22 protein-coding genes are annotated in these 20,933 nt (G+C 72.1%); 12 read left to right on the top strand and 10 right to left on the bottom strand.

Going from position 1 to position 20,933, the window contains the following annotated elements; genetic code table 11:
• Positions 1 to 112: 112 nt before the first annotated feature.
• The 5 genes from DEJ51_RS28135 to DEJ51_RS28115 all read left to right on the top strand — a co-directional run bounded on the left by DEJ51_RS28135 (position 113) and on the right by DEJ51_RS28115 (position 3,783).
• On the top strand, positions 113 to 1,084 hold the full coding sequence (locus DEJ51_RS28135; protein ID WP_150260378.1) for an acyl-ACP desaturase: 972 nt from the start codon (positions 113 to 115) through the stop codon (positions 1,082 to 1,084).
• Between the two features lie 72 nt (positions 1,085 to 1,156).
• Entirely contained in the window at positions 1,157 to 1,456 is a 300-nt protein-coding gene (locus DEJ51_RS28130; protein WP_150260377.1) for a hypothetical protein, read from the top strand.
• The gene (locus DEJ51_RS28125; RefSeq protein WP_150260376.1) at positions 1,449 to 2,582 is read left to right on the top strand and encodes a hypothetical protein; all 1,134 of its coding nucleotides are present in this window, start codon (positions 1,449 to 1,451) and stop codon (positions 2,580 to 2,582) included. The genes DEJ51_RS28130 and DEJ51_RS28125 overlap by 8 nt, the downstream gene beginning before the upstream one ends.
• Entirely contained in the window at positions 2,579 to 3,205 is a 627-nt protein-coding gene (locus tag DEJ51_RS28120) for a hypothetical protein (RefSeq protein WP_150260375.1), read from the top strand. The genes DEJ51_RS28125 and DEJ51_RS28120 overlap by 4 nt, the downstream gene beginning before the upstream one ends.
• A complete protein-coding gene (locus DEJ51_RS28115) occupies positions 3,202 to 3,783 on the top strand; it encodes a hypothetical protein (protein WP_150260374.1) in 582 nt (193 codons plus the stop codon). The genes DEJ51_RS28120 and DEJ51_RS28115 overlap by 4 nt, the downstream gene beginning before the upstream one ends.
• Here DEJ51_RS28115 and DEJ51_RS28110 read toward each other — a convergent pair whose 3' ends face one another.
• Positions 3,784 to 4,032, bottom strand: coding sequence for a WhiB family transcriptional regulator (locus DEJ51_RS28110; protein WP_150260373.1), 249 nt, complete (start codon positions 4,030 to 4,032; stop codon positions 3,784 to 3,786).
• Between the two features lie 601 nt (positions 4,033 to 4,633).
• Here DEJ51_RS28110 and DEJ51_RS28105 point away from each other — a divergent pair.
• Positions 4,634 to 4,882 (top strand): hypothetical protein, encoded by a 249-nt coding sequence (locus DEJ51_RS28105; RefSeq protein ID WP_150260372.1) that lies wholly within the window; start codon positions 4,634 to 4,636, stop codon positions 4,880 to 4,882.
• Positions 4,883 to 5,037: 155 nt separating this feature from the next.
• Here the strand turns inward: DEJ51_RS28105 and ligD are convergent, their stop codons facing one another.
• Positions 5,038 to 6,057 carry a non-homologous end-joining DNA ligase gene (ligD, locus tag DEJ51_RS28100; RefSeq protein ID WP_190620690.1) on the bottom strand — a complete coding sequence of 340 codons (1,020 nt, stop codon included), beginning with the start codon at positions 6,055 to 6,057 and terminating at the stop codon, positions 5,038 to 5,040.
• Between the two features lie 75 nt (positions 6,058 to 6,132).
• On the opposite strand from ligD, the gene DEJ51_RS28095 reads away from it, so the two are divergent.
• Complete coding sequence (locus DEJ51_RS28095; RefSeq protein WP_150260371.1) at positions 6,133 to 7,215, top strand: ATP-dependent DNA ligase; 1,083 nt, start codon at positions 6,133 to 6,135, stop codon at positions 7,213 to 7,215.
• Between the two features lie 163 nt (positions 7,216 to 7,378).
• On the opposite strand, the gene DEJ51_RS28090 is transcribed toward DEJ51_RS28095, so the two are convergent.
• Both DEJ51_RS28090 and DEJ51_RS28085 read right to left on the bottom strand, forming a co-directional pair.
• Positions 7,379 to 8,779 (bottom strand): FAD-dependent oxidoreductase, encoded by a 1,401-nt coding sequence (locus tag DEJ51_RS28090; protein ID WP_150260370.1) that lies wholly within the window; start codon positions 8,777 to 8,779, stop codon positions 7,379 to 7,381.
• Between the two features lie 196 nt (positions 8,780 to 8,975).
• A complete protein-coding gene (locus tag DEJ51_RS28085) occupies positions 8,976 to 9,959 on the bottom strand; it encodes an NAD(P)/FAD-dependent oxidoreductase (RefSeq protein WP_150260369.1) in 984 nt (327 codons plus the stop codon).
• 65 nt (positions 9,960 to 10,024) lie between these two features.
• Here DEJ51_RS28085 and DEJ51_RS28080 point away from each other — a divergent pair, with 65 nt between their 5' ends.
• Both DEJ51_RS28080 and DEJ51_RS28075 read left to right on the top strand, forming a co-directional pair.
• Complete coding sequence (locus DEJ51_RS28080; protein WP_150260368.1) at positions 10,025 to 10,642, top strand: helix-turn-helix domain-containing protein; 618 nt, start codon at positions 10,025 to 10,027, stop codon at positions 10,640 to 10,642.
• Positions 10,639 to 11,130 carry a nucleotide triphosphate diphosphatase NUDT15 gene (locus DEJ51_RS28075; protein ID WP_150260367.1) on the top strand — a complete coding sequence of 164 codons (492 nt, stop codon included), beginning with the start codon at positions 10,639 to 10,641 and terminating at the stop codon, positions 11,128 to 11,130. Before DEJ51_RS28080 ends, DEJ51_RS28075 begins: the two co-directional genes overlap by 4 nt.
• 89 nt (positions 11,131 to 11,219) lie before the next feature.
• Here DEJ51_RS28075 and DEJ51_RS28070 read toward each other — a convergent pair whose 3' ends face one another.
• From DEJ51_RS28070 to DEJ51_RS28055, 4 genes are all read right to left on the bottom strand, one after another.
• Positions 11,220 to 11,882 (bottom strand): GOLPH3/VPS74 family protein, encoded by a 663-nt coding sequence (locus tag DEJ51_RS28070; RefSeq protein WP_150260366.1) that lies wholly within the window; start codon positions 11,880 to 11,882, stop codon positions 11,220 to 11,222.
• A gap of 125 nt (positions 11,883 to 12,007) precedes the next feature.
• The gene (locus DEJ51_RS28065; RefSeq protein WP_150262196.1) at positions 12,008 to 13,990 is read right to left on the bottom strand and encodes an MDR family MFS transporter; all 1,983 of its coding nucleotides are present in this window, start codon (positions 13,988 to 13,990) and stop codon (positions 12,008 to 12,010) included.
• A 174-nt stretch (positions 13,991 to 14,164) separates the two neighbouring features.
• A complete protein-coding gene (locus tag DEJ51_RS28060) occupies positions 14,165 to 15,532 on the bottom strand; it encodes a 6-phospho-beta-glucosidase (protein ID WP_190620688.1) in 1,368 nt (455 codons plus the stop codon).
• Positions 15,533 to 15,664: 132 nt separating this feature from the next.
• Positions 15,665 to 16,537, bottom strand: coding sequence for a helix-turn-helix domain-containing protein (locus DEJ51_RS28055; RefSeq protein ID WP_150260365.1), 873 nt, complete (start codon positions 16,535 to 16,537; stop codon positions 15,665 to 15,667).
• Positions 16,538 to 16,871: 334 nt separating this feature from the next.
• On the opposite strand from DEJ51_RS28055, the gene DEJ51_RS28050 reads away from it, so the two are divergent.
• From DEJ51_RS28050 to DEJ51_RS28040, 3 genes are all read left to right on the top strand, one after another.
• Positions 16,872 to 17,540, top strand: a complete 669-nt coding sequence (locus tag DEJ51_RS28050; RefSeq protein ID WP_150260364.1) for a helix-turn-helix domain-containing protein — start codon at positions 16,872 to 16,874, stop codon at positions 17,538 to 17,540.
• Between the two features lie 64 nt (positions 17,541 to 17,604).
• The gene (locus tag DEJ51_RS28045; protein WP_150260363.1) at positions 17,605 to 18,162 is read left to right on the top strand and encodes a toxin-antitoxin system, toxin component; all 558 of its coding nucleotides are present in this window, start codon (positions 17,605 to 17,607) and stop codon (positions 18,160 to 18,162) included.
• Positions 18,159 to 19,328, top strand: coding sequence for an MAB_1171c family putative transporter (locus tag DEJ51_RS28040; protein WP_150260362.1), 1,170 nt, complete (start codon positions 18,159 to 18,161; stop codon positions 19,326 to 19,328). Before DEJ51_RS28045 ends, DEJ51_RS28040 begins: the two co-directional genes overlap by 4 nt.
• 48 nt (positions 19,329 to 19,376) lie before the next feature.
• Here DEJ51_RS28040 and DEJ51_RS28035 read toward each other — a convergent pair whose 3' ends face one another.
• Positions 19,377 to 20,159 (bottom strand): DUF4239 domain-containing protein, encoded by a 783-nt coding sequence (locus tag DEJ51_RS28035; RefSeq protein WP_150260361.1) that lies wholly within the window; start codon positions 20,157 to 20,159, stop codon positions 19,377 to 19,379.
• 69 nt (positions 20,160 to 20,228) lie between these two features.
• Positions 20,229 to 20,825 (bottom strand): hypothetical protein, encoded by a 597-nt coding sequence (locus tag DEJ51_RS28030; protein ID WP_150260360.1) that lies wholly within the window; start codon positions 20,823 to 20,825, stop codon positions 20,229 to 20,231.
• Between the last annotated feature and the right edge of the window lie 108 nt (positions 20,826 to 20,933).

Raw genomic sequence — 20,933 nt, 5'->3', positions numbered from 1 at the left:
TGTAACCGGACATACACCTGGTCGGGGGTTGGCTCGCCTTGATGCCGCGCTTAACCTACGACTCCGTAGGCTACGGAACCGTAGGTAGTTCGCTTTACACCCAGGAGTACCCGTGACGATCACCTCTCCCCACCTCGGCAGCTCGGAGGCGTGGACGGACGCCAAGCTGCTGTTCGCGCTGGAAGAAGTGGTCGAAAAGGAACTCAACCGCCACCTGAAGGTCACCAAGGACTGGATGCCCCACGAGTACGTCCCGTGGAGCGAGGGCCGGAACTTCCCCGGATTCTTCGAGGACGGCGAAGCCTGGGACCCGCAGCAGTCCAAGGTCACCGACATCGGCAAGATCGCGCTGGTCGTGAACCTGCTGACCGAGGACAACCTCCCCAGCTACCACCACGAGATCGCGACGCTCTTCGGCCGCAACGGCGCCTGGGGCACGTGGGTGCACCGCTGGACCGCCGAGGAGGGCCGCCACGGCATCGTGATGCGCGACTACCTGCTGGCCTCGCGCGCCGTGGACCCGGACAAGCTGGAAGCCTTCCGCATGCAGCACATGTCGGAGGGGTTCGAGTCCGACAACCGCCACTCCATGCTGCACTCGGTGGCCTACGTGGCCTTCCAGGAGCTCGCGACCCGCATCTCGCACCGCAACACCGGCCACCAGTCCGGCGACCCGGTCTGCGACCGGATGCTGGCCCGCATCGCGCAGGACGAGAACCTGCACATGATCTTCTACCGCAACCTGCTGGGCGCGGCCTTCGAGATCGCCCCGGACCTCACCATGCAGGCCGTGCGGGACGTCGTCGTCAACTTCCGGATGCCCGGACACGGCATGCCCGGCTTCGAGCGGATGGCCGCGCAGATGGCCATCGGCGGGGTCTACAACCTCCGGATCCACCACGACGACGTACTGAGCCCCGTGATCCGCTTCCTCAAGATCATGGACATCGACGGCCTCGGCCCCGAGGGCCACAAGGCCCAGGAGGAGCTCGGGCTGTTCATGAACGGTCTGGACTCCGAGGCCCGCAAGTTCGACGAGAAGCTGGCCGCCCGCGCGGCCCGTCTCGCCGCCCGCAAGGGCTGACCGATTTCCGCTCGCTCGGGCGAGTGATGCCGATTGCCCTGGCAGAGCCGTGCTCTGCCAGGGTTTCGCGTCATGACCTCGCTCCAGGTGGACATCGACCAGCTGACCCGTCTGACCCGCGTCCTGGACTCCTCGCTGGTCTCCCTGCGGGAGGCCCGGCGCGCACTGGACCACGTACGGCCCGACCAGCTGGGCACGGCGGACCTCGACGCGGCGTGTGACGGCTTCCAGGAACGCTGGGCCCACGGCACGCGGGAGCTGACCAAACGGGTCAAGGACGTCCGGGAGGGCGTGGACCGCAGCGCCGCGGAGTACGCGGAGCTGGACCAGGCCGTGCGCGCGGCCTTCCTCCGGGTGGCCGCGCGTGACTGAGTACGCGGCGCTGGGCTTCGACCCCGCCCCCGGAAACCCCGCGACGGTCCTGGCCCTGGCCAAGAAGCTCAGCGCCTCGGCCGCCTCCCTCGGGGAGGCCTCCCGGGTGATGAAGGACCTGGTCGCGCACAGCTCGGCCTGGCAGGGCGAGGCCGCCACCGCCTTCCGCGCCTCCCTGTCGAAGGACCTCCCCCGCTACCTCGGCGCGGCCCACACCTCCCTCGCGGAGGCGGCCCGCCGGCTGACGGGGTGGCACGACACCCTGGTCTCGCACCGCGCACTGGCCGCCCGGTACGAGACCCAGGCCGCGGCGGCGAAGACGGCCGAGGCCCTCGCGGACGCCCGCGGCCTGGCCCGCGAACTCGCCACCGAGCACGGCACGGCGGCCCGCCGGGTGGCCAGGACCCTGAACGCGGCGACGGACCGACTGGCCCCGAAGGAACCGGGCCTGCTGGGCTCCATCTGGAACAAGATCGTCGAGGATCCGGCGGATGCGATGTCGAACGCGTCGGCGATCCTGGGCGCGATCGGCGCAGGCATCGCACTGGTCTTCCCGCCGGCGGGCCTCGCGATCATGCTCGTCGGAAGCGGCCTGTCCTTGGCCGCCCTGGCGATGCACACCTCGGACCCGAAGTTCCGCAAGTCCCTGTCCGACGGTTTTACGAAGGGCCAGTTCGACGCGGACTTCTGGAAGAGCAGCGTGACGCTCCTCGGAGACACCGCCGGCGCCGTCCCAGGCGTCGCCGCGGTGGCCTCCGGCGCCAAGGCCGGCACGGCAGCCGCCCGAGCGGCGATGGCGGCGGCGCCGGAGGGCAGCGCGGTCGTGGGACTCGCCCCCGGAGCCAGCGCGTTCAGGCAAGCGGCCTGGAGCACCTCGGACGACCTGCGTCAGCTGGACAGTCCGTTGACCGGATGGGCCATGCGGTCGTCGTCTCAGGACGCGAGGGATCGCGTAGGCGTGGCGGTGGCAACGACTGGCGCGGTCACCGCTGGAGGGGACTACGCCTCGGATAGTGAGACGCTCGATCAGGGCTCGACGGCAGTGGACGGCACCCGAGGGGTGCTGGACGACGGGCCCTCGGCCATCAGGAAGTCGGGCCATGTCCTGTCGGTGTTGCGGCCATGACGCATCAGAGCAGCCTGCCGACCGTGTGGTTCCGCCTTCCTCCAGGCTTCTACGACATCGGCCCCGAGGACAGAGCGGCCCTGGACGCTTTCTCCGACGTCCTCGGCGGCCCCGAAGCCCAGCGGCAGCTGTCCACGCTCATGGACGGGCTCGAAGGGCTGGCAGACCACGCGGTCGTGCACACCGCGATCGGGCTTCACCCCGAGGAGCAGGCCGGCGTCGCCACGTCACTGTTCTCCCTGACCATACGGCGGATCGAGCAGCCCAACCCCCGGCTCGCCGTGGCACGAGCCGCCCTGGCGATGGCCCAATCCCCCCTGTGGACCAGCACCGACCGCAGGTTCATCGAGCTGCCGTCCGCTCTTCCCTGCTGTCTCGTCGCCGGGACGATGTCCCTTCCTGACGCGGACCAATGCCCCTTTCAGGCCAGGGCCGTGACCGCGCATCCGGACGGACTCCACCTGCTCGTCCTCGACCTGACCAGTGCGTCCACCCAGCACGCCAGTGCCTACACGGACATCCTCGAAGCGGTCACGCACACCCTCAACTTCTCCGACCCCGACCCCGCTGCGCACGAACCGACGGTCCCGGGGACCTCACGCATCCTGGAGGTACTCCTGTGAGCGTCACCCTCACCAAGGCGGCCTGGGACCACCCTCCGACAGTGGTCGGGTACAAGAAGCTGGTCACCCGTCGGCTCATCTGGGTGCTCAGTCTTGGCGTCCCTCCCCTGGTCGCCCTGTCCTGCTCCGGATTCAGCCGCCGCGCGGCATGGGCCTTCATCCTCATGATCATCGCTGTCGCGCCCTACTTGCCCTGGGTGATCGTCACGTACTTCCGGCGCCGCCGGGTCGCCACCGTGCTCAAGGCCTACCGCTGGCAGGAGTGGCCGTGCCGACACCCACGCAGGCCCCCAGGAAGCCCCGCGACCATCGCCATCCCGTTCCGGGAGGACTTCACGGCCATGTTCCGGGTCATCCCCTTCCCGGTCCCGGTGGCGATCATGGAGGACGACCACCCGGATCGGATCTGGTTCGCGGGGGACCCCCGGTTCGGTGGGGTGGTGTCTCCCGTCGGGGGGCACTATCCCGTGCGCGTCGTGCCCCACACGCCGCGCAGGGAGGAGTGCGGTGGCGAGGGGTTCGACCTCGCGCGGCGGGTGGGGCTGGTGCGGGCGAGCGGGAAGGGGACGCGCACCTGATCAGCGGCGGCGGGAACGCAGGGCCAGGCGCTCGGCCTCCGAGAGGCCGCCCCAGACCCCGAAGCGCTCGTCATTGGCCAGGGCGTACTCCAGGCACGCCGCCCTCCCCTCGCAGGCCCCGCACAGCCGCTTCGCGTCGCGCAGCGAGGAGCCGGGCTCCGGGAAGAAGAAGCCGGGGCCCGTCTGGGCGCACAGGGCAAGGTCGTACCAAGCGGTGTCAGTGGTTGCGGCAGTGGTATTGATCGACATGCCGGAGATCCTGACTGCCGTCGATGGACGTCCGATCAACGACTGATCAACACCACGTCATACGCCCCGTGCGGGCGCGCCGGCCATGACCGCGAACCGTGCCCGAGGATGTCTGCGCGGCGCCGTGCGATCGTCCTCCGCCGAACCGAGAACCCGCTGGGCGGAGGGCGCCGGTGCGGTCCAGTACGCTCCCGCATGAGGGGGTGTCATGGAATCGCTGGGGAGTCTGTTCGCTGCCGCGGCCTGGGGTGTTCCGCTGGTGGCTCTGCTGGGTGGTGTGATCTCCGTTGTGGCCGCCACGCGTTGGCGTCGCCGGGCGATCAGCGCTCTGGTGAGGGACGAGGCAGAACGAGGCGTCTGATCGGTGGGGTGCGGGCCCAGGGTGGGGCCTCGGTTTGAGCCCGTACGCCGTCACGGCTGACCGTCCGCAGAGCAACGTGTCGTGGCCGACTGGTACCTGCCGGCCGCACCCCGGTTCACCCGGGGGAGGCGGGCCCCGCCGACGCGGCCTTGCCACCGATGTGGAGAGCGCCTGCTGAGGCGCGGCGAGGAGCTGTCCGGCCGGACGTGATGTCTGACTGGACGACTGCCGAACGGCTGGATGCACGCCGTCTTCGGCGGTGGACCGTATGGCGAGGACGCCGGCCGCTGCATCCCCGGCCCGCCCGCGCCCGTGACGATGACGGCTTCGCTTCCAGACAGCGGCGCGTTCGTGTACCGGCCGGTGACGGTCGGGTCGTGGTCCGATCCGGACGATCCCATCGCCTTCTACGACGACGCCGGACCGGTGCCACCGCCACCGCTGTCGGAACTGGAGAAGTCCTGGCTCGACCGGCGCGTCGGCCAGTAGGTTCAGGCGGCGAGGCCGCGGTCCGGAGCGCCAAGGAGGACATCGCTGCGTCAGCGGGGGCCTGCACCTGGCTGGTGCAGTGCACGTTTGCCGGCGCCGTCCGCCACCGAGCCCGGGCTCGTCTCCTTCCCGGGGCAGGACGTCGGCGACTGCCGTCAGTCCTCGTGCTTCGCCCGGCTGGGCTGGACGCGCTTGGGCTCGCCCGGCATTTTCGGGTAGTCCGGGGGGTAGGGCATGTCCCCCAGGCCGTGTTCGTGTTCGTCGCGGGCCGCGAGTTCCAGTACGGCGTCCAGGGCGAAGGCGTGCTCGTCCATGTCCGCGTGCAGATCACCCAGTTCGGCGAAGCGCGCCGGCATCGTCACGATGTCGAAGTCGCGGGGTTCCGCGTCGTCCACCTCGTCCCAGCGCAGCGGCGCCGACACCGGAGCGTGCGGGCGGGGGCGGACGGAGTAGGCGGAGGCGATCGTGCGGTCGCGCGCCGTCTGGTTGTAGTCGACGAAGATCCGCTCGCCGCGCTCCTCCTTCCACCAGGCCGTCGTGACCTTGCCCGGCATGCGGCGTTCCAGTTCCCGGCCGAGGGTGATGGCGCACCGCCGGACCTCGGTGAAGGTCCAGCGCGGCTCGATCGGCACGAAGACGTGCAGTCCGCGGCCGCCCGAGGTCTTGGGCCAGCCGCGCAGTCCCAACTCCTCCAGCAGTGCTCGCAGTTCATGGGCGGCCGCCACCGCGTGGTGGTAGTCGGTGCCCGGCTGCGGGTCCAGGTCGATCCGGAGCTCGTCGGGGTGGTCGGTGTCCTCGCGCCGCACCGGCCAGGGATGGAAGGTGAGGCACCCCAGATTGGCCGCCCACAGGACGGCGGCCGGCTCGGTCGGGCAGATCTCGTCGGCCGTGCGGCCGCTCGGGAAGGCGATGTGGGCGGTGGGGATCCAGTCGGGAAGGTTCTTGGGTGCCCGCTTCTGGAAGAAGGACTCGCCTTCCACCCCGTCCGGGAAGCGCTCCAGGGTCGTCGGCCGGTTGCGCAGGGCGCGTGTGATGCCGGGTGCGACCGCCAGGTAGTACTCGGCCACGTGCCGCTTCGTGAGGCCGCGCTCCGGGAAGTACACCTTGTCCGGACTGGACAGCCGTACCGTCCGCCCGCCCACGTCCAGCTCGATCGCATTACCGGCAGCACCCATGTGCGCCACGGTAGGCGGAGGCGGTTACCTGCGCATACCGGGCAGGTCCGGACGTACCACCGCAGAATCAAGGGCATGGATCTGCCAGTGATGCCGCCCGTGAAACCGATGCTCGCCAAATCCGTCGCGAAGATCCCGCCGGGGATGCAGTACGAGGCCAAATGGGACGGCTTCCGGGCCATCGTGCATCGCGACGGCGATGAGATCGAACTCGGAAGCCGCACGGGCAAGTCTCTGACCAGGTACTTCCCCGAGCTGGTGACGGCCCTGAAGAACAATCTGCCGAGCCGTTGCGTCGTGGACGGCGAGATCGTCATCGTTCATGGCGGGCGCCTCGATTTCGACCGGCTGACCGAGCGGATCCATCCCGCGCAGTCCCGCGTCACCCTGCTGGCCGAGACGACCCCCGCCAGCTTCGTCGCCTTCGACCTGCTCGCCCTGGGCGACGACGCATTGCTCGACACCCCGCTCGCCGACCGCCGTGCCGCCCTTGCCCGTTCCCTCTCCACCGCTCGGCCCCCCGTCCATCTCGCGCCCGCGACCACCGATCCCGCGCTCGCGCAGGAGTGGTTCGAGCGATTCGAAGGCGCCGGGCTCGACGGGGTGATCGCCAAACCGCTCGATCTCCTCTACCGGCCCGATGCCCGCCTCATGTTCAAGGTCAAACACGAACGTACCGCCGACGTCGTCGTCGCAGGATTCCGTTTCCACAAGAGCGGTCCGATTGTCGGATCGCTGCTGCTCGGCCTGTTCGACGCCGACGGCACCCTCCAGCACGTGGGCGTGTGCGCCGCCTTCCCCATGAAGCGCCGCGCCGAGCTGGTGGAGGAACTCGAACCCCTGCGGATGCCCGACCCGACCGGCCACCCGTGGGCCGCCTGGGCCGAGGAGTCCGCTCACGAGAGTGCCCGGCTGCCCGGCGCGCAGAGCCGCTGGACCGGCAAGAAGGACCTGTCCTGGGTGCCGCTGCGACCCGAGCGGGTCGTCGAGGTGAAGTACGACCACATGGAGGGCGACCGTTTCCGGCACACCGCCCAGTTCCGCCGCTGGCGGACCGACCGGACCCCCGAGAGCTGTACCTACGCCCAGCTGGAGGAGGTCGTCGGCTACGACCTCGCCGAGGTGCTCGGCCCCACCGCCGCCGACGGGCCCGGCTGACCGGCCACCACCACTCCGGCTGACCGGCCGTCACCACCCCCACCGACCGGCCCCACCGCCCCGCCCCGGGCCACCGCCCCGCCCCGCCCCGGGCCATCTCCCCGCCCCGGGCCACCGCCCCGCCTCAGGCCACCGCCCCACCCCGGGCCGCCACCGCCCCGCCTCAGCCCGCCGTCAGCTTCTCCCACTCCTCCCGGTCCGGCCCCACCGCGTTCGGCACGTAGTGCGGCCGATCCGCCAGCCACCGGGCCACCCGGGCACGGATCTCCGGGTCCGCGTAGGCCCGCCCCGGCGGGTCCGCCAGGTGCCGGACCCTCGACCGCGCCCGCATCACCTCCGGATCCTCCAGCGCGCATTCGAACAGTGCGGACACCTCGCGCGCCGTCCCGCCGCGCACCGCCCGCGTCGCGAAGCGCTCCCCGACGGCGGCGTCCGCGACGACCTGGAAGTCGAACCACGGCTTCAGGGTCTTCACCGCCCAGGCATGGTGATCGGCGGCGTACCGCGCCGATCCCGGGTCCCGGTCCGCCGTACGGGCCACCCTGCGCGCGGCCCACAGCGCGAGCGAGGTGCCCTGCCCGAGGGTCGGATTGGTGTGCGCGATCGAATCCCCGACCGGCACCAGCCCGGTCACCACCGGACCCTCCTCGTCGACCAGCGCGCTCCACCGGTTGTCCAGGCTCGCCGTGGCCAGGACGCCCGACAGCGGCTCGGCGCCCAGCCCCAGCCAGGCCGCGCCGGGCGGGAAGGCGCGCGCCGCCGCCTCGAAGACGGCGGGGTCGCGCAGCGCCGAGCGCGTGGAGTCGGCGGTGTGCACGAACAGCGTCACGGCGAACATCCGGTTGTCCGCCGGGAAGACGGCGCAACCGGCGAACGGCCCGCCGGTCACCGCCCACGGCCGGCGCGGCCCCTCGTCCATGCCCGCCGGCAGCCGGTACCAGCGGCAGAAGTACGCGAGCCCGGTGCGGTGCCGTTCCACGACGGGCGGGCGGCAGCCCGCCTCGGCCAGCCTGCGCTCGGTGCCCCCGCGCCGCCCGCCGGCGTCCACGACGAGGTCCCCCGGGTGACTTCCGGACTCGGTGGTCACTCCGGTCACTTGCACCCCGGTTCCCTCGGACGGGCCCGGAGCCGTGATCAGCCCGGTGACCGGCTCCCCGTACCGGACGACGACTCCCGGCTCCGCGCGCAGCGCCGTGGCCAGCGCGCTCTCCAGCACGATGCGCCGGGCCTGCAGCATCACGAGGTCGTCGTCGCCCGGCCGTGCGGGCGGACGGACGTCGAACCAGTCCAGCTCGTGCCGTTCACGGGCGCCGAGCCGGAGCATCTCCTCGTGGACGTCGGGCAGATCACCGCGCAGGACGCTGCGGGCGGCACCGAGCAGCACGTGCGGCTGGGCCGCCTGCGGTACGGTCGGCCGCCGCCAGCCGAAGAAGTCACGGTCGAGTGCCGTGCCCGGGGCCCGGGTGTCGCGTTCGAAGACCTCCGCCGTGTGTCCGTGCCGCGCCGCGAGCAGCGCGGTGGCGGCCCCCGCGACGCCTCCGCCGATGACCAGCACATGTGCCATGGAGCGTCCCCCCGAGCCGTTGGACCGTACGACGATCACACCGCCCAGAGCCTGCACGGACTGAAGCCGACCGAAACCCGCACGGATGTCCGAAATCGCTCCGGCACCGGCCCTCGCCGACCTCGACGCGCCCCACACCTCCCGGCACCACGGGACACCCCCACGCCCCCCGCCCCGCCCCGTGCCGAGCCCCGGCTCACGCGTCGGCACGCGCGCGGAGGGTCCGCAGGGCCCGCCGGCTCTCCGCCTCGATCAGGTCGGCGTTGACGGCCATCGCCGCCCGCACCCCCTGCGCGGCCGTGCCCGGTACCTTCTCCTGCGGCGAGGTCACATTGCCCGCGACCCAGACCCCGTCCAGGACGGTGGCTCCGGTGGCCGGATCCGACTCGACGCACGTGCCGATCGCACTGCCGTCCCGCTCCACCACCACCGTGGGCAGGCCGAGGCTGGTCAGGACACCCGAACGTGCGGTGAACCGCGGGGCGACCACCAGGGCCCGGCACTCCACCACCGTGCCGCCCGCCAGGGTCACCCCGGTCAGCCGGTCGTCCTGGACCGCGAGTCCGGTCACCTCGCCCTCGACGACCCGGACACCGAGCGCGGCCAGCAGTTCCCGGTCCCCGGCGGTGAGCGGCCAGGTGTGCGCGAGCAGGGTGGTCCGCTCGCTCCACTGCCGCCAGAGCTGGGCCTGGTGCACGGCGAGGGGCCCGTCGGCCAGCACGGCGACCGGCTGGTCCCGGACCTCCCAGCCGTGGCAGTACGGGCAGTGCAGCACGTCCCGCCCCCAGCGCGCGCCGAGGCCCGGCACCGCGGGAAGCTCGTCCACCAGGCCGGTGGCGATCAGCAGCCGGAGCGCCCGTACGGTCCTGCCGTCCCCGCAGTGGACCAGGAAACCGCCGTCGGGCAGCCGGTCCGCGGCGAGGGCCGTGCCCGGCCGGACCTCCCCGCCGTAGCCGGTCACCTCCGCGCGCCCCCTGGCCAGCAGGGCGGCGGGGCTCTCGCCGTCCTGCCCCAGGTACCCGTGCATGTGCGCGGCCGGGGCGTTGCGCGGGCTGCCGGAGTCGATGACCAGTACCGAACGGCGGGCCCGGACCAGGGTGAGTGCCCCGGCCAGCCCGGCGGCCCCGCCGCCCACGACCACCACGTCGAAGGAGTTGTCGCTGTCCCTTGCCTCGTCCATACCTGCGAGGGTCCGCTCCTGCTGCCCGCTTGACAAATGTTGTTGCCGAAGCGGCAAATGGATCCATGGCCACCGAGGAGCAGGACGAGGAACTCGCCGGCGTGCTCACCGCGGTCGGCCCGCGGCTGCGCGCCCTGCGCCGACAGCGCGGCACCACGCTGGCGCAGCTCAGCGAGACCACCGGCATCTCGCTCTCGACGCTCTCCCGGCTGGAGTCCGGGCAGCGCAGGCCGACGCTGGAGCTGCTGCTTCCGCTGGCCCGGGCGCACCGGGTGGCACTCGACGAACTGGTCGGCGCTCCGGAGACCGGGGACCCCCGGGTCCGGCCGCGTCCCTTCGTCCGGCACGGCAGCACCTATGTGCCGCTGACCCGGAAGTTCAGCGGGGTGCACGCCTTCAAGCAGATCCTCCCGCCCCTCCAGGGTCCGCCGCCCGAGCCCGAACTGCAGGTGCACGAGGGGTACGAGTGGCTGTACGTGCTCTCCGGACGCATCCGGCTGCTGCTCGGCGGGCACGATCTCGTCCTCGGTCCCGGCGAGGCCGCCGAGTTCGACACGCGTACCCCGCACGCGTTCTTCAACGCGGGTCCGCAGCCGGCGGAGTTCCTCAGCCTCTTCGGCCCCCAGGGCGAGCGGATCCATGTCCGGGCCCGGCCCACCCCTCCACCGGAAGGACGTCCATGAGCACCCTCCACGAGCGCACCGAGCGGGCCGCACCACGGCCCCACGCCGTCGTCGGCGTCGGGCTGGTCGTCCTGGCGGCGGACGGCCGGGTGCTGCTGGGCCAGGCGCACGACGGCCGCTGGGAGCTGCCCGGCGGCAAGGTCGACCCCGGGGAGGGCTTCGAGCAGGCCGCCGCCCGGGAGCTCGCCGAGGAGACGGCCCTGCGGGCCGCCCCGGAGGACATCCAGGTCCTCTCCGTGCAGATCGACTCGCAGGCCGGCCTGACCCGGCTGACGGCAGCCGCCGTCACCGCCTCGGCGGAGGGCGTCCCGGCCGTCACCGAGCCCCACAAGATCGCCCGCTGGCAGTGGTTCGAGCCCGGCGAGATCCCGTCGGCCCTCTTCGCCCCGTCGGCGGGCGTGCTGCACGCGTGGCGTCCGGATCTCACCGCGCTGCCGCGCGTCCCCTCGTTCGACTACCCGACCTCGGGCCCGGCGCACGGCACCTGACCCATCCGCCGTACGCCCCGCGGGGCCCCTGTACCGGATGCCGCGGCGACGCGCCGAGCCTCCCGGTCACGGCGCGCGGCGCACGGTCCTCAGCTGGTGGCCGTCAGGACCGTCACCGCGGTCACCGCCACCATCGCGGCCTGCATGTCCCGGATGGCCACCCGGACGCTCTCGGCGGCCCACTGGCCGGCGGCGATCTCCGCCGTCCTCGCGGTCACCTCGCCGGCCGGCCGGTCCGGGAAGGCGAGCTGGTGCAGCTTGGCCGAGTGGATCAGGGCGATGAGGCCCGCCGTGCGCTGGTCCGGCTCGGCCCCGCCGAGGACGGCCTCGCGGAGCCGTTCGCGCAGGGCGCGCTCGACCGTGCCGTCCGCCTCCGGGTAGCGGCGCTGCGGGAACACCCCGAACACCTTGTGGACCTGTGCCACCACCAGTCCGCGCTCGCCCATGCGCTCCAGGGTGGCGCCGACCGCCTTGGGCTGGTCCTTCGTCAGCCAGTCGGTCACGCGGCGCTTGTCGCGGCCGCGCATCCAGGCCTCCATCAACCGGATGCGGCCGTCCAGCAGTTCCTCGCCGGTGGGCTCGGTGTTCCTGAGCTCCAGGTACTTGCCCGACACCGACACCCGCTCCGCCATGACGAGTTCGAGCAGGAGTGCGCCCGCCACGGCCCAGCCCGCCGCCTGCCGCTGCCGCGCCGCCCCGGACTCGTCGTCCAGGGACAGCAGCATGATCTCCTCGGCCAGTGTGATCATCATGTGCGGCTCCCCCATCGTCCTGTCCGCCGGTCCGGCCGCCCTACCGCCCGGTCGGTCCGGCTGTCCTACTGCCTCGTAGGGGATGACGACCGACCGGCTCGCGAGGTTCCGTTCCGGGGCCGGGTCTACCTCCGCACGACCACCTTTGGCGCGAAGTTCCCCTCCCCCAGGTCCTCCGCGAGCAGCCGTTTGGCGATCGCGTCCGCGGCCACCCGCAGCTCGGCGCTCCGCGGCCGCCCCCGGTCCTTCTCCAGCTGGTCCCCGAGCCACTGGGCCCACGCCTTCGAGATGACGTCGGCCTCCCGCTGCCCCGCCGCGGTGAGGGTGAGGAAGCTGTCCTGGCGGCTGAGGAAGCCCTCGTCCGCCATCCGCTCGTAGACCGGGACCAGCACCTCCGGCGGCAGGGACCGGCGGCCGGCGATCAGCCCGAGGCTGGCGTGGCCGATGGTCCGGGTCATCAGCTCCACCTGCATCACCGCCCAGGCACCCGCGATGTCCAGCCGGGTGTCGGAGCCCTCGACGATCCCCCGCGCCGTGTCCGCGCCCATGTTCCGTACGAGCTTGCCGACGGCCAGTTCCAGCAGCTTGGCCGAATCGCCCGAGGCCGTGGCCGGTGAGCCGAACCCGTCTCCCATGTCCGTGGACCCGGCGCGGGCGCTGTCGCGCAGCCGCACCTGCTTGAGGAAGAGCGCCACCACGAAACCGAACACGGCGACCGGAACGGTGTACAGGAACACCGTCTGCAGGGCCTGCGCGTACGCCTCGATCACCGGGGCCGCGACCGCCGCGTCGAGCCGGTGCACCCCTTCCGGGGTGGAGGCGGCCCTGGCCAGCTGCTGCGGATCCTGCCCGGCGAGCCGTGCCGCCTCCGCGTACGCCTCCTCCAGCGCGGGCCCCAGGTGGTTCGCGTAGATCGTGCCGAAGACCGCCGTCCCGAAGGCGCTGCCGAGCGTACGGAAGAAGGTGACGCCGGAGGTGGCCGTACCCAGGTCGGCGTAGTCGACGGTGTTCTGCACGGCGATGGTCAGCACCTGCATGGACAGGCCGATGCCCACCCCGAGCACGAACATGTACAGCGATTCCAGCAGGGTGCTGGTCCCCGGCCCCATCCGCGACAGCAGGTACAGGCCGATGCCCATGACCGCGTTGCCGACGATCGGGAAGATCCGGTACTGGCCGGTCTTGCTCACGACGTTGCCGCTGAAGACCGAGGCGATCAGCAGGCCGATGACCATGGGCAGGGTCCGGACGCCCGAGATCGTGGCCGAGTCCCCGTCCACGTACTGGAGGTAGGTCGGCAGGAAGGTCATCGCGCCGAGCATCGCGAACCCGACGACGAAGCTCAGGACGGAGCAGACGGAGAAGACCGGATTGCGGAAGAGCCGCATCGGCAGCATCGGTTCCACGGCGCGGGTCTCGGCCAGGCAGAACAGCGCCAGCGCGACCGCGCCGCCCGCGAACAGGCCGATGATGACCGGCGAGGTCCAGGCGTACTCGTTGCCGCCCCAGCTGGTGGCCAGGATCAGCGCGCTGGCGCCGGCGGCGACCAGCGCGATGCCCAGGTAGTCGATGACCGGCTTGCCCGAGGCCCGGACCGCCGGGATCGTCCTGGCCGCCGCGATGACGACGAGGATCGCGATCGGGACGTTGACGTAGAAGCACCACCGCCAGGTCAGCTGGTCGGTGAAGAACCCGCCGAGGAGCGGGCCGATCACGGTGGCGACCCCGAAGACCGCGCCGATCATGCCCTGGTACTTGCCGCGTTCACGCAGGGGCACCACGTCGGCGATCAGCGCCATCGCGGTGACCATCAGGCCGCCGGCCCCGATGCCCTGGACGCCCCGCCACACGATCAGGAAGGTCATGTTGCCGGAGAGACCGCACAGGAACGAGCCGCTGATGAAGACGATGGCGGAGATCTGGAAGATCAGTTTCCGGCCGAAGAGGTCGCCGAACTTGCCGACCAGGACGGTGGCCACGGTCTCGGCGAGCAGGTAGGAGGTCACCACCCACGACATGTGGTCGCCGCCGCCCAGGTCCCCCACGATCGTGGGCAGAGCGGTGCCGACGATCGTCTGGTCGAGCGCCGCCAGCAGCACGCCGAGCATGATCGTGCCGAAGATGACGTTGCGCCGCCGCCGGTCGATCACGGGGGGCGCGGCAGCCGCGGCGGGGGCAGTGGTCACCCTCGCACTGTCACAGCGCGCCCGCCCGGCCGCATGCCGCGCCGAGCCGAACGGGGGACGCGCGCGCCCCGCCGGGCGGGGACGCGTGCAGCGGGATCAGCGCAGGTAGCCGAGGCCCGGATGCTCTGCCGCGTACCCGTCGAGCAGCCGCCGGGCCACGCCCACCGAGTCGACCAGCGGATGGAGCGCGAAGGCCTTGACCGCGTCGGCCCGCGATCCGCTCGCGGCCGCCGCCAGGACCTCCCGTTCGACGGCCTTGACCGCCGTCACCAGCCCCACGGCGTGCAGGGGCAGCGGTGCGACGCCCACCGGGTGGGCGCCGTTCGCGTCGACCAGGCAGGGCACCTCGATGACGGCCTCGGCGTCGAGGACGGACAGCGTGGAGCGGTTGGGCACGTTCAGGATCAGCGTGGTCCGCTCGTCGCGGGCGATGGCCCGCATCAGTGCGAGCGCGACCTGCTCGTAGCCCCCGGATTCGAGGTCGCTCTCCTCGCGCTCCGGGGCGCCCGCCGCCTCGCGGTTCTCGGCCATGTACGTGGCCTCGCGCTCGGCCCGGGTACGGTCCCAGGCGGCCAGCGCCGCCCCGGGCGGCGTGCCCGCCCGGCCGGCCTCGGCGTAGAAGCCGCGCTGCTGGTCGCGCAGGAAGGCCCCGCGCGTCTGCCCGGCCTCCTGGTACGCGCGTACCGTGTCGCGGTTGAAGTAGTAGTAGTGCAGGTACTCGTTGGGGATCGCGCCGAGCGAGCGCAGCCATTCGGCCCCGAAGAGCCGGCCCTCCTCGAAGGACTCCAGGGCCTCGGTATCGGCGAGCAGCCGGGGGAGCTCGTCGCGGCCGCCGATGCGCAGCCCGCGCACCCAGCCCAGGTGGTTGAGGCCGACGTAGTCGATCCAGGCCTCCTGCGGGCGGGCGCCCAGCAGCCGGGCGATGCGCCGGCCGAGGCCCACGGGGGAATCGCAGATGCCGATCACCCGGTCGCCGAGCTCCTCGGCCATGGCCTCGGTGACCAGCCCGGCCGGGTTGGTGAAGTTGATGACCCACGCGTCGGGGGCGGTACGGGCGATCCTGCGGGCGATCGCGCGCGCCACCGGCACGGTCCGCAGGCCGTACGCGATCCCGCCCGCGCCCACCGTCTCCTGGCCCAGGACCCCCTCGGCCAAGGCGATCCGCTCGTCCGCGGCGCGCCCTTCGAGGCCGCCGACGCGGATGGCGGAGAACACGAAATCGGCCCCGCGCAGGGCCTCGTCGAGGTCCGTGGTGACCGTGACCTCCGGGGCGTCCACCGCCGGATCGGCCGCCGGAGCGGCTGCGGCCTGGTCGCGGAGGACGCGGGCCATGGCGGTGAGCCGCGCCGGGTCCTCGTCGTACAGCGTCACATGGGACACCCGGCCTTCGGCTCGGTCGCCGAGCAGGGCCCCGTAGACGAGCGGGACCCGGAAGCCGCCCCCGCCGAGGATCGTCAGCCGCACGCCCCTACCGCCTTTCGCCCGTGCAGTTCCCGTGGCCGGCGCCGTCGTGGCGGCCGATGCCACGATCGGCGACACGGCCGGTGACGCGGACGCCACGGCTCACGCCCGCCGGCACCAGTCTGCCCCGGCGGGTCACTCCACCGGCGACGGCACGGCGCGCAGCCTGGCGCCCTGATGCTGTGTGAAGCCTCCGCCGCCGCGGACCGGGCTCCTCGGTGCGCCCGTGGGCGTGGAGAGGATCAGGGTGATCCGGGTCAGTCCCATCTCGCCCAGCATCCGACTGGTCTCGGCCACCATCCGGCACCGCACCAGGCCCCACCGCGGGTCGGGGTGGCGTACCGTGCGCACCGCCCCGTCGAGCTCGGCGGCGTCGGTCCCGTGGGTGCTCAGCCAGTGCGGCACGCCGTACCGGTAGGCCGCCTCCATGAACGGGTCGCGGGCCACCTCTTGGCGGATGCTGCGCAGCCCCTCGTCCTCGGGGGCCCCGGCCAGCGCGGTCGCGAACTGGGCCAGCAGCGGTACGCACCAGGCCGGTTCGTGGTCCTCCAGCACCGCCGCCGCGTCCGGGTGGAACAGCACGAACCGCAGGAAGTTGTCGTCCGGCAGGGCCGTCGGGTGCGGTCTCACCGTCTGGAAGAGCTGGTCGAATGCCGAATTGGTCAGGGCGACGTCCCAGCGGTGGTCCACCAGGAAGCTCGGGTACGGCACGGACTCCATGAGGGCCGCGTAGTCGCACAGGTAGTCGCGCTGCGCCGGATCCTCGGGCAGCCGGTTCTCCTCGGCGGCCCGCCACGTGGGCGGCGGGTCGCGGTCGACCATGACGCGGAACAGCCAGAAGCACTGGCGCTCGCTCATCTCCAAGGCCTCGGCCAGGGCGAGGAGTTTACGGTCCGTCCACTCCTTGACGAGACCTCTTTCCCAGTTCCCGTACGCGCGCACGCTGATGCGCAGCCGGGCGGCGAGGTCTTCCTGGCTCAGGCCCAGCTCCTCGCGGCGCTGGCGCAAAATCTCCTTGCGTCGCTCCGACCGCACGGCACCGCGGGCGGGTTCTTCGCCCGCCAGGCGCTCTTCAACGGCTCGGGCGAGTCCATCGGACGGGCCCACCGCTGCGAGATGTGGCACTGAGAGCTCCCCCTCCTCCGGTCTGGATCTTCATTTCCGTGTGGCGATCCTGCTACCGACTTCATTCGAGTGTCAACTATTGTGGCAATTCCAGCCTCTTGACAGCTCATTCCCGCCACAGCTGTGGCACGTTCTAGCCCTTACGGGCGAGAGCGGCTAGATTCCAGAAGCCGACCATGTGCCCATACCGACTTCGCGCGATCTAGGAGAACCACTGGTGACAGACGGCTTCCCGGCTCCCGTCGCGGTGGCCCACGCACCCATGGCAGCCACCATCACGCGTGTCGCCGAACTCGCGGGCAAGATGGGCCGCGACTTGAACCAGGTCTTCGACCTGCGGCGGCTCTCCGAGGCCTCCGGCGTACCCACGGACGTGGTCAGGACCCTGCTCGACGGCCGGCCGGCCGGCGAGCCCGATCTGCAGACCCGGTTCCTGCAGCGCCTCGACCTGCTCCGGCGGACCCGCGTCAAACCGAACGGCCGCCGCTACACGCAGCAGGAGATCGCGGACGGCGCCGGCATGTCCCGGCAGCAGGCCGGAGCACTGATCAACGGCGACCGGCGCCCCACCATGGAACACTGCGACGCGATCCAGCGGTTCTTCGGAGTGCACGCGGGGTTCCTCACGGCGCACGACTCCGACGCCCTCACCGACGCGCTCCAGCGGACCGAGCAACAGCTGCTCCAGGACTTCGCGGGGCGGGCGCGCGAAACCGTTCCGGCCCCGGCCGCATCGGCGGGCGATCCGCTGGCAAGACTCCTGCAGAACCACGGCGTACGGGGCATCGCCTGGCGCGCCGCCCAACTGCCCAGCGACAAGCACCGGGACAAGGTGACCGAATGGCTGGACCTGCTCCTCGAAAGCGTCAAACCGAATGAATCCTGACCCAGTCGAAAGTCTGGGTCTGATCCTTGAGTCCTGATCCGGATCCGCGCCGACGGGGAGAACGGTGAGCATAGGCAGAGAGCAGCGGCGGTTGTGCGGGGAGCTGGTGGCCGGTATCCGGCTGAACGCCCCCGTGGAACCCGTGGACCTCTACGCTGCCCTCTGCGAGGGCATGAGCAGACACCGCGGCCGCCGGGTGGACTTCCGGATGGCCTCGTTCCCGCCCCGGACGGCCAGCGGCCTGTGGCTCGACATGGCGGACCGTGATCTCGTGGTCATCGAGGAACGCACCGCGCCGGACCACCAACTGGTGATCCTGGGACACGAGCTGTGGCACATGAAGGCCGGTCACTGCAGTCACCACGTCGACGGCGCCGCCGTCGCCGCACGGCTGCTGTCCGACGAGGCCGACATCGGCGAGACCGTACGGCGCGTCGCCGCGCGCACACGCGCCGACGTGCAGGAGGAGACGGAAGCCGAATCCTTCGGCTTACTGCTGGGTAGTCGGTGTCGGAACTGGCTCGCCGGATCGGCGGGCCACCGCGCTCCGGTCCAGCGCGATCAACTGGCGGGCCGGATCGAGGCTTCGCTGGGCTACCGGGGGCACAGGAACGAGCGTTGAACGGCCAGGACTACTACATACCGGCGGCCGCGATGGCGGTCTCACTCGCCTTCAAGCTGCCGGCCCTGCGGCACAACTGGCGGGACCCGCTCCTCCGGTCGGTCGTCGCCCTGCTGACCCTGGCCGGAGCGGTGTTCACCTTCGCCGCCCCGCCGACCATCGCGGCGGTCAACCGCTGGACCGGGATCGTGAACGTCTCGGCCCCCCTGGTCTACTGCCTGATCACCGCGTTCAGCGCCTCCTGCCTGGTCCTGATGGTCAACTGGCGGGGCGGCCCGCCCGAACGGACCCGACGTGTCTCGCGCCGCTGGATCCTGGGCTACAGCCTGGTCATCGTCGTCCTGATCGTGCTCTTCGCCCTCGGGGAGACCCCGGTGGAGCGGCTGCGCGACTTCGACACCTACTACGCCAACACCCCGTACATCGGCCACCTGATCGCCCTCTACCTGCTGGCGCACTGCGTGGCGGCTTTCGTGATGGTGGTCCTGTGCTGGCGCTGGTCGCTCCAGGTCCGCGGCTGGCTGCGGATCGGCCTGGTGATCATCGTCATCGGCTACGTCTTCAACCTCGCCTACGACGCGACCAAGATGACCGCGGTCGTCGCCCGCTGGTCCGGTCACGACCTGGACGACCTCAGCACCTTCGTCGCTCCGCCGCTCGCCTCCCTCGGGGCGCTCGTCAGCGCGATGGGCTTCGTGGTCCCGCTCGTCTGCCAGCGCCTGTCGGACCACTGGCTGACCTGGGCGACGTACCGCCGGCTCGGCCCGCTCTGGCACGAGGTGCAGATCTCCGCGCCCAGCGGCACGCCGTCCGTGCCGATGGCCTGGTGGTCCGCGGCGGAACTGCGGGTGATCCAGCGCGAGTCGGACATCCACGACGGCTTCCTGCACCTCGGACCGTACTTCGACAAGGGCCTCGGCGACGGCGCCTACGAGCGCGCCGTCGCCGGGGGCGCCGACGAGGAGACGGCCCGCGCCGTCGCCGAGGCCGCCATGGTCGCGGCCGCCGTACGGGCCCGCTCCGCCGACCCCGACGGACGGACCACCGGAGAGGACGAACAGACCGTCCTCGACACCGCCGACGGTCCGCGCGACCTGCTGCGGATCTCCGACGCGCTGCGGCACTCGCCGGTGGTGCAGGCGGTCCGGCGCGAGGCGACCGTCTGAGCCGCCCCTTCCGGATCCTGCCGAGGCCGAGGCCTCTGCCGGAACCCGTCAGCGGCTGGCGACCGACGCCGCAGCCGTGGCCGGGAACAGGTCCTGGAACGGTGCGGCCGAGTCGATCCCCTCCCGCCCGTACGGGGCGTCGAAGCTCCACACCATGAACAGCAGGAACACGATCAGCGCGCTGAACAGTCCGGCGAGCAGCAACTCCCGTCCGGAGCGGCGGATCTGCAGGGTGAAGATCAGCCCCACCGTGACCAGGCCGCCGACCAGCAGCCCGAACCACACCACGCCCGGCAGCGTGGACTCCGCGCTCTGCGTCCGCGAGTGGCGCGCGTCGTCGGCCGCGGCGATGTGGTCCAGCAGCGGCTGGTAGGCCTGCGCCTGGAGCTCGTTGGCCGGGCTCTGGTGCGTGACGTCGGTGCGCAGCTTGCCGAGCAGTGCGGCGCCCTCGGCCGAGGCGCTGTCGCCGGAGGTCAGCAGCGGCCAGTCCACGGCGACGGTGTGGGCGACGTACGCGTCCACCTCGCCACGGATCCGGTCGCGGACGGCTGCCGGGTAGACGTCGGCCCGCTGCGTCACCTCGTACAGGGCCTGGGCCTCACGGCGCACGCTGTCCTCGGCGGCGCCGCGCGCCTCCCAGACGCCCGCGATGGCCAGGCCCAGCACGATCGCGTAGACCACGCCCACCATCATCGTCATGTACTCGATGACGTCGGGGGTTTCGCTGGTGTCCTCGTCTTCCGCGGCCCGGCGGTGCCGGATCGCGGTGATGGCGAGGACGAGGGCGCAGACGAGCGCCATGGCGATGGCCAGGACCAGCCATTCGGACACGTGGATTCTCCCGGTGTGGATCGGTGGATCGGTGAGTCGGCGGACACGGGTGGGAAGGGGCCGCGGCGGTCAGCCCCGGCTCTTGGAACGGGGACGCAGGGCGGCGGCGGCCAGTACGGCAGGGGTGGTGACGACGACCATGAGCGTGAGGGTGGACATCCCGCCCGGGCCGCGCCGCTCGACGGCCACCGAACGGTACGGACGCACGTGGAAGGCGCTCACCCGCGCGGCGGCGGCCCTGGCCGCGGGCGGGGCGGGTGCGCCGGCCGCGGCCGCCTCGTCCCGGCCCCCGGGACCCGCCGCGGGCTCCCGCGGCTCCGGCCCCTCGGCCCTTGCCTCCGCCGAAGGCTCCACCACCGCGCCGGGCGGACGCGGCCGCGCGGGCTCGGCCGGCCGCACGGGACGCGCTGTGGCAGTTTGGGCCCCCGCGGGCCGCCCCGGGTGACGCACGGTCGGCCGGCCGGTGCCGGGCACGGCCACCCGGACCGAGGGCAGCCCGGACGGCGGCCGGAAGACCGGCCTCTCCGGCTGCCCGGCCGGCACGCACAGGTCGACGCGGGCTCCGTAGCCGTCGCCGTCGTCCTCGCCCGCGACCGCCACGTGGCCGTGCAGCGGGCAGAGTGCCGCCACCAGGCCCGCCCCGGCGAAGTACTGCCAAGCGGTCACCGCGCGCCTCCCGAAATCCGCAGCAGAAGTAAGGGCCACCGCTGAAGAAACGATCAAGGGGCGGCTTCGACACGCCGCGAACGGGTGCTGATCCGCGATGCGGCATGA

This window comes from Streptomyces venezuelae, from assembly GCF_008642275.1.
Taxonomy (GTDB): Bacteria; Actinomycetota; Actinomycetes; order Streptomycetales; family Streptomycetaceae; genus Streptomyces; species Streptomyces venezuelae_E.
The sequence above is the reverse complement of the archived record's forward strand: the minus strand, read 5'-3'. Positions and strand labels throughout refer to the sequence as shown.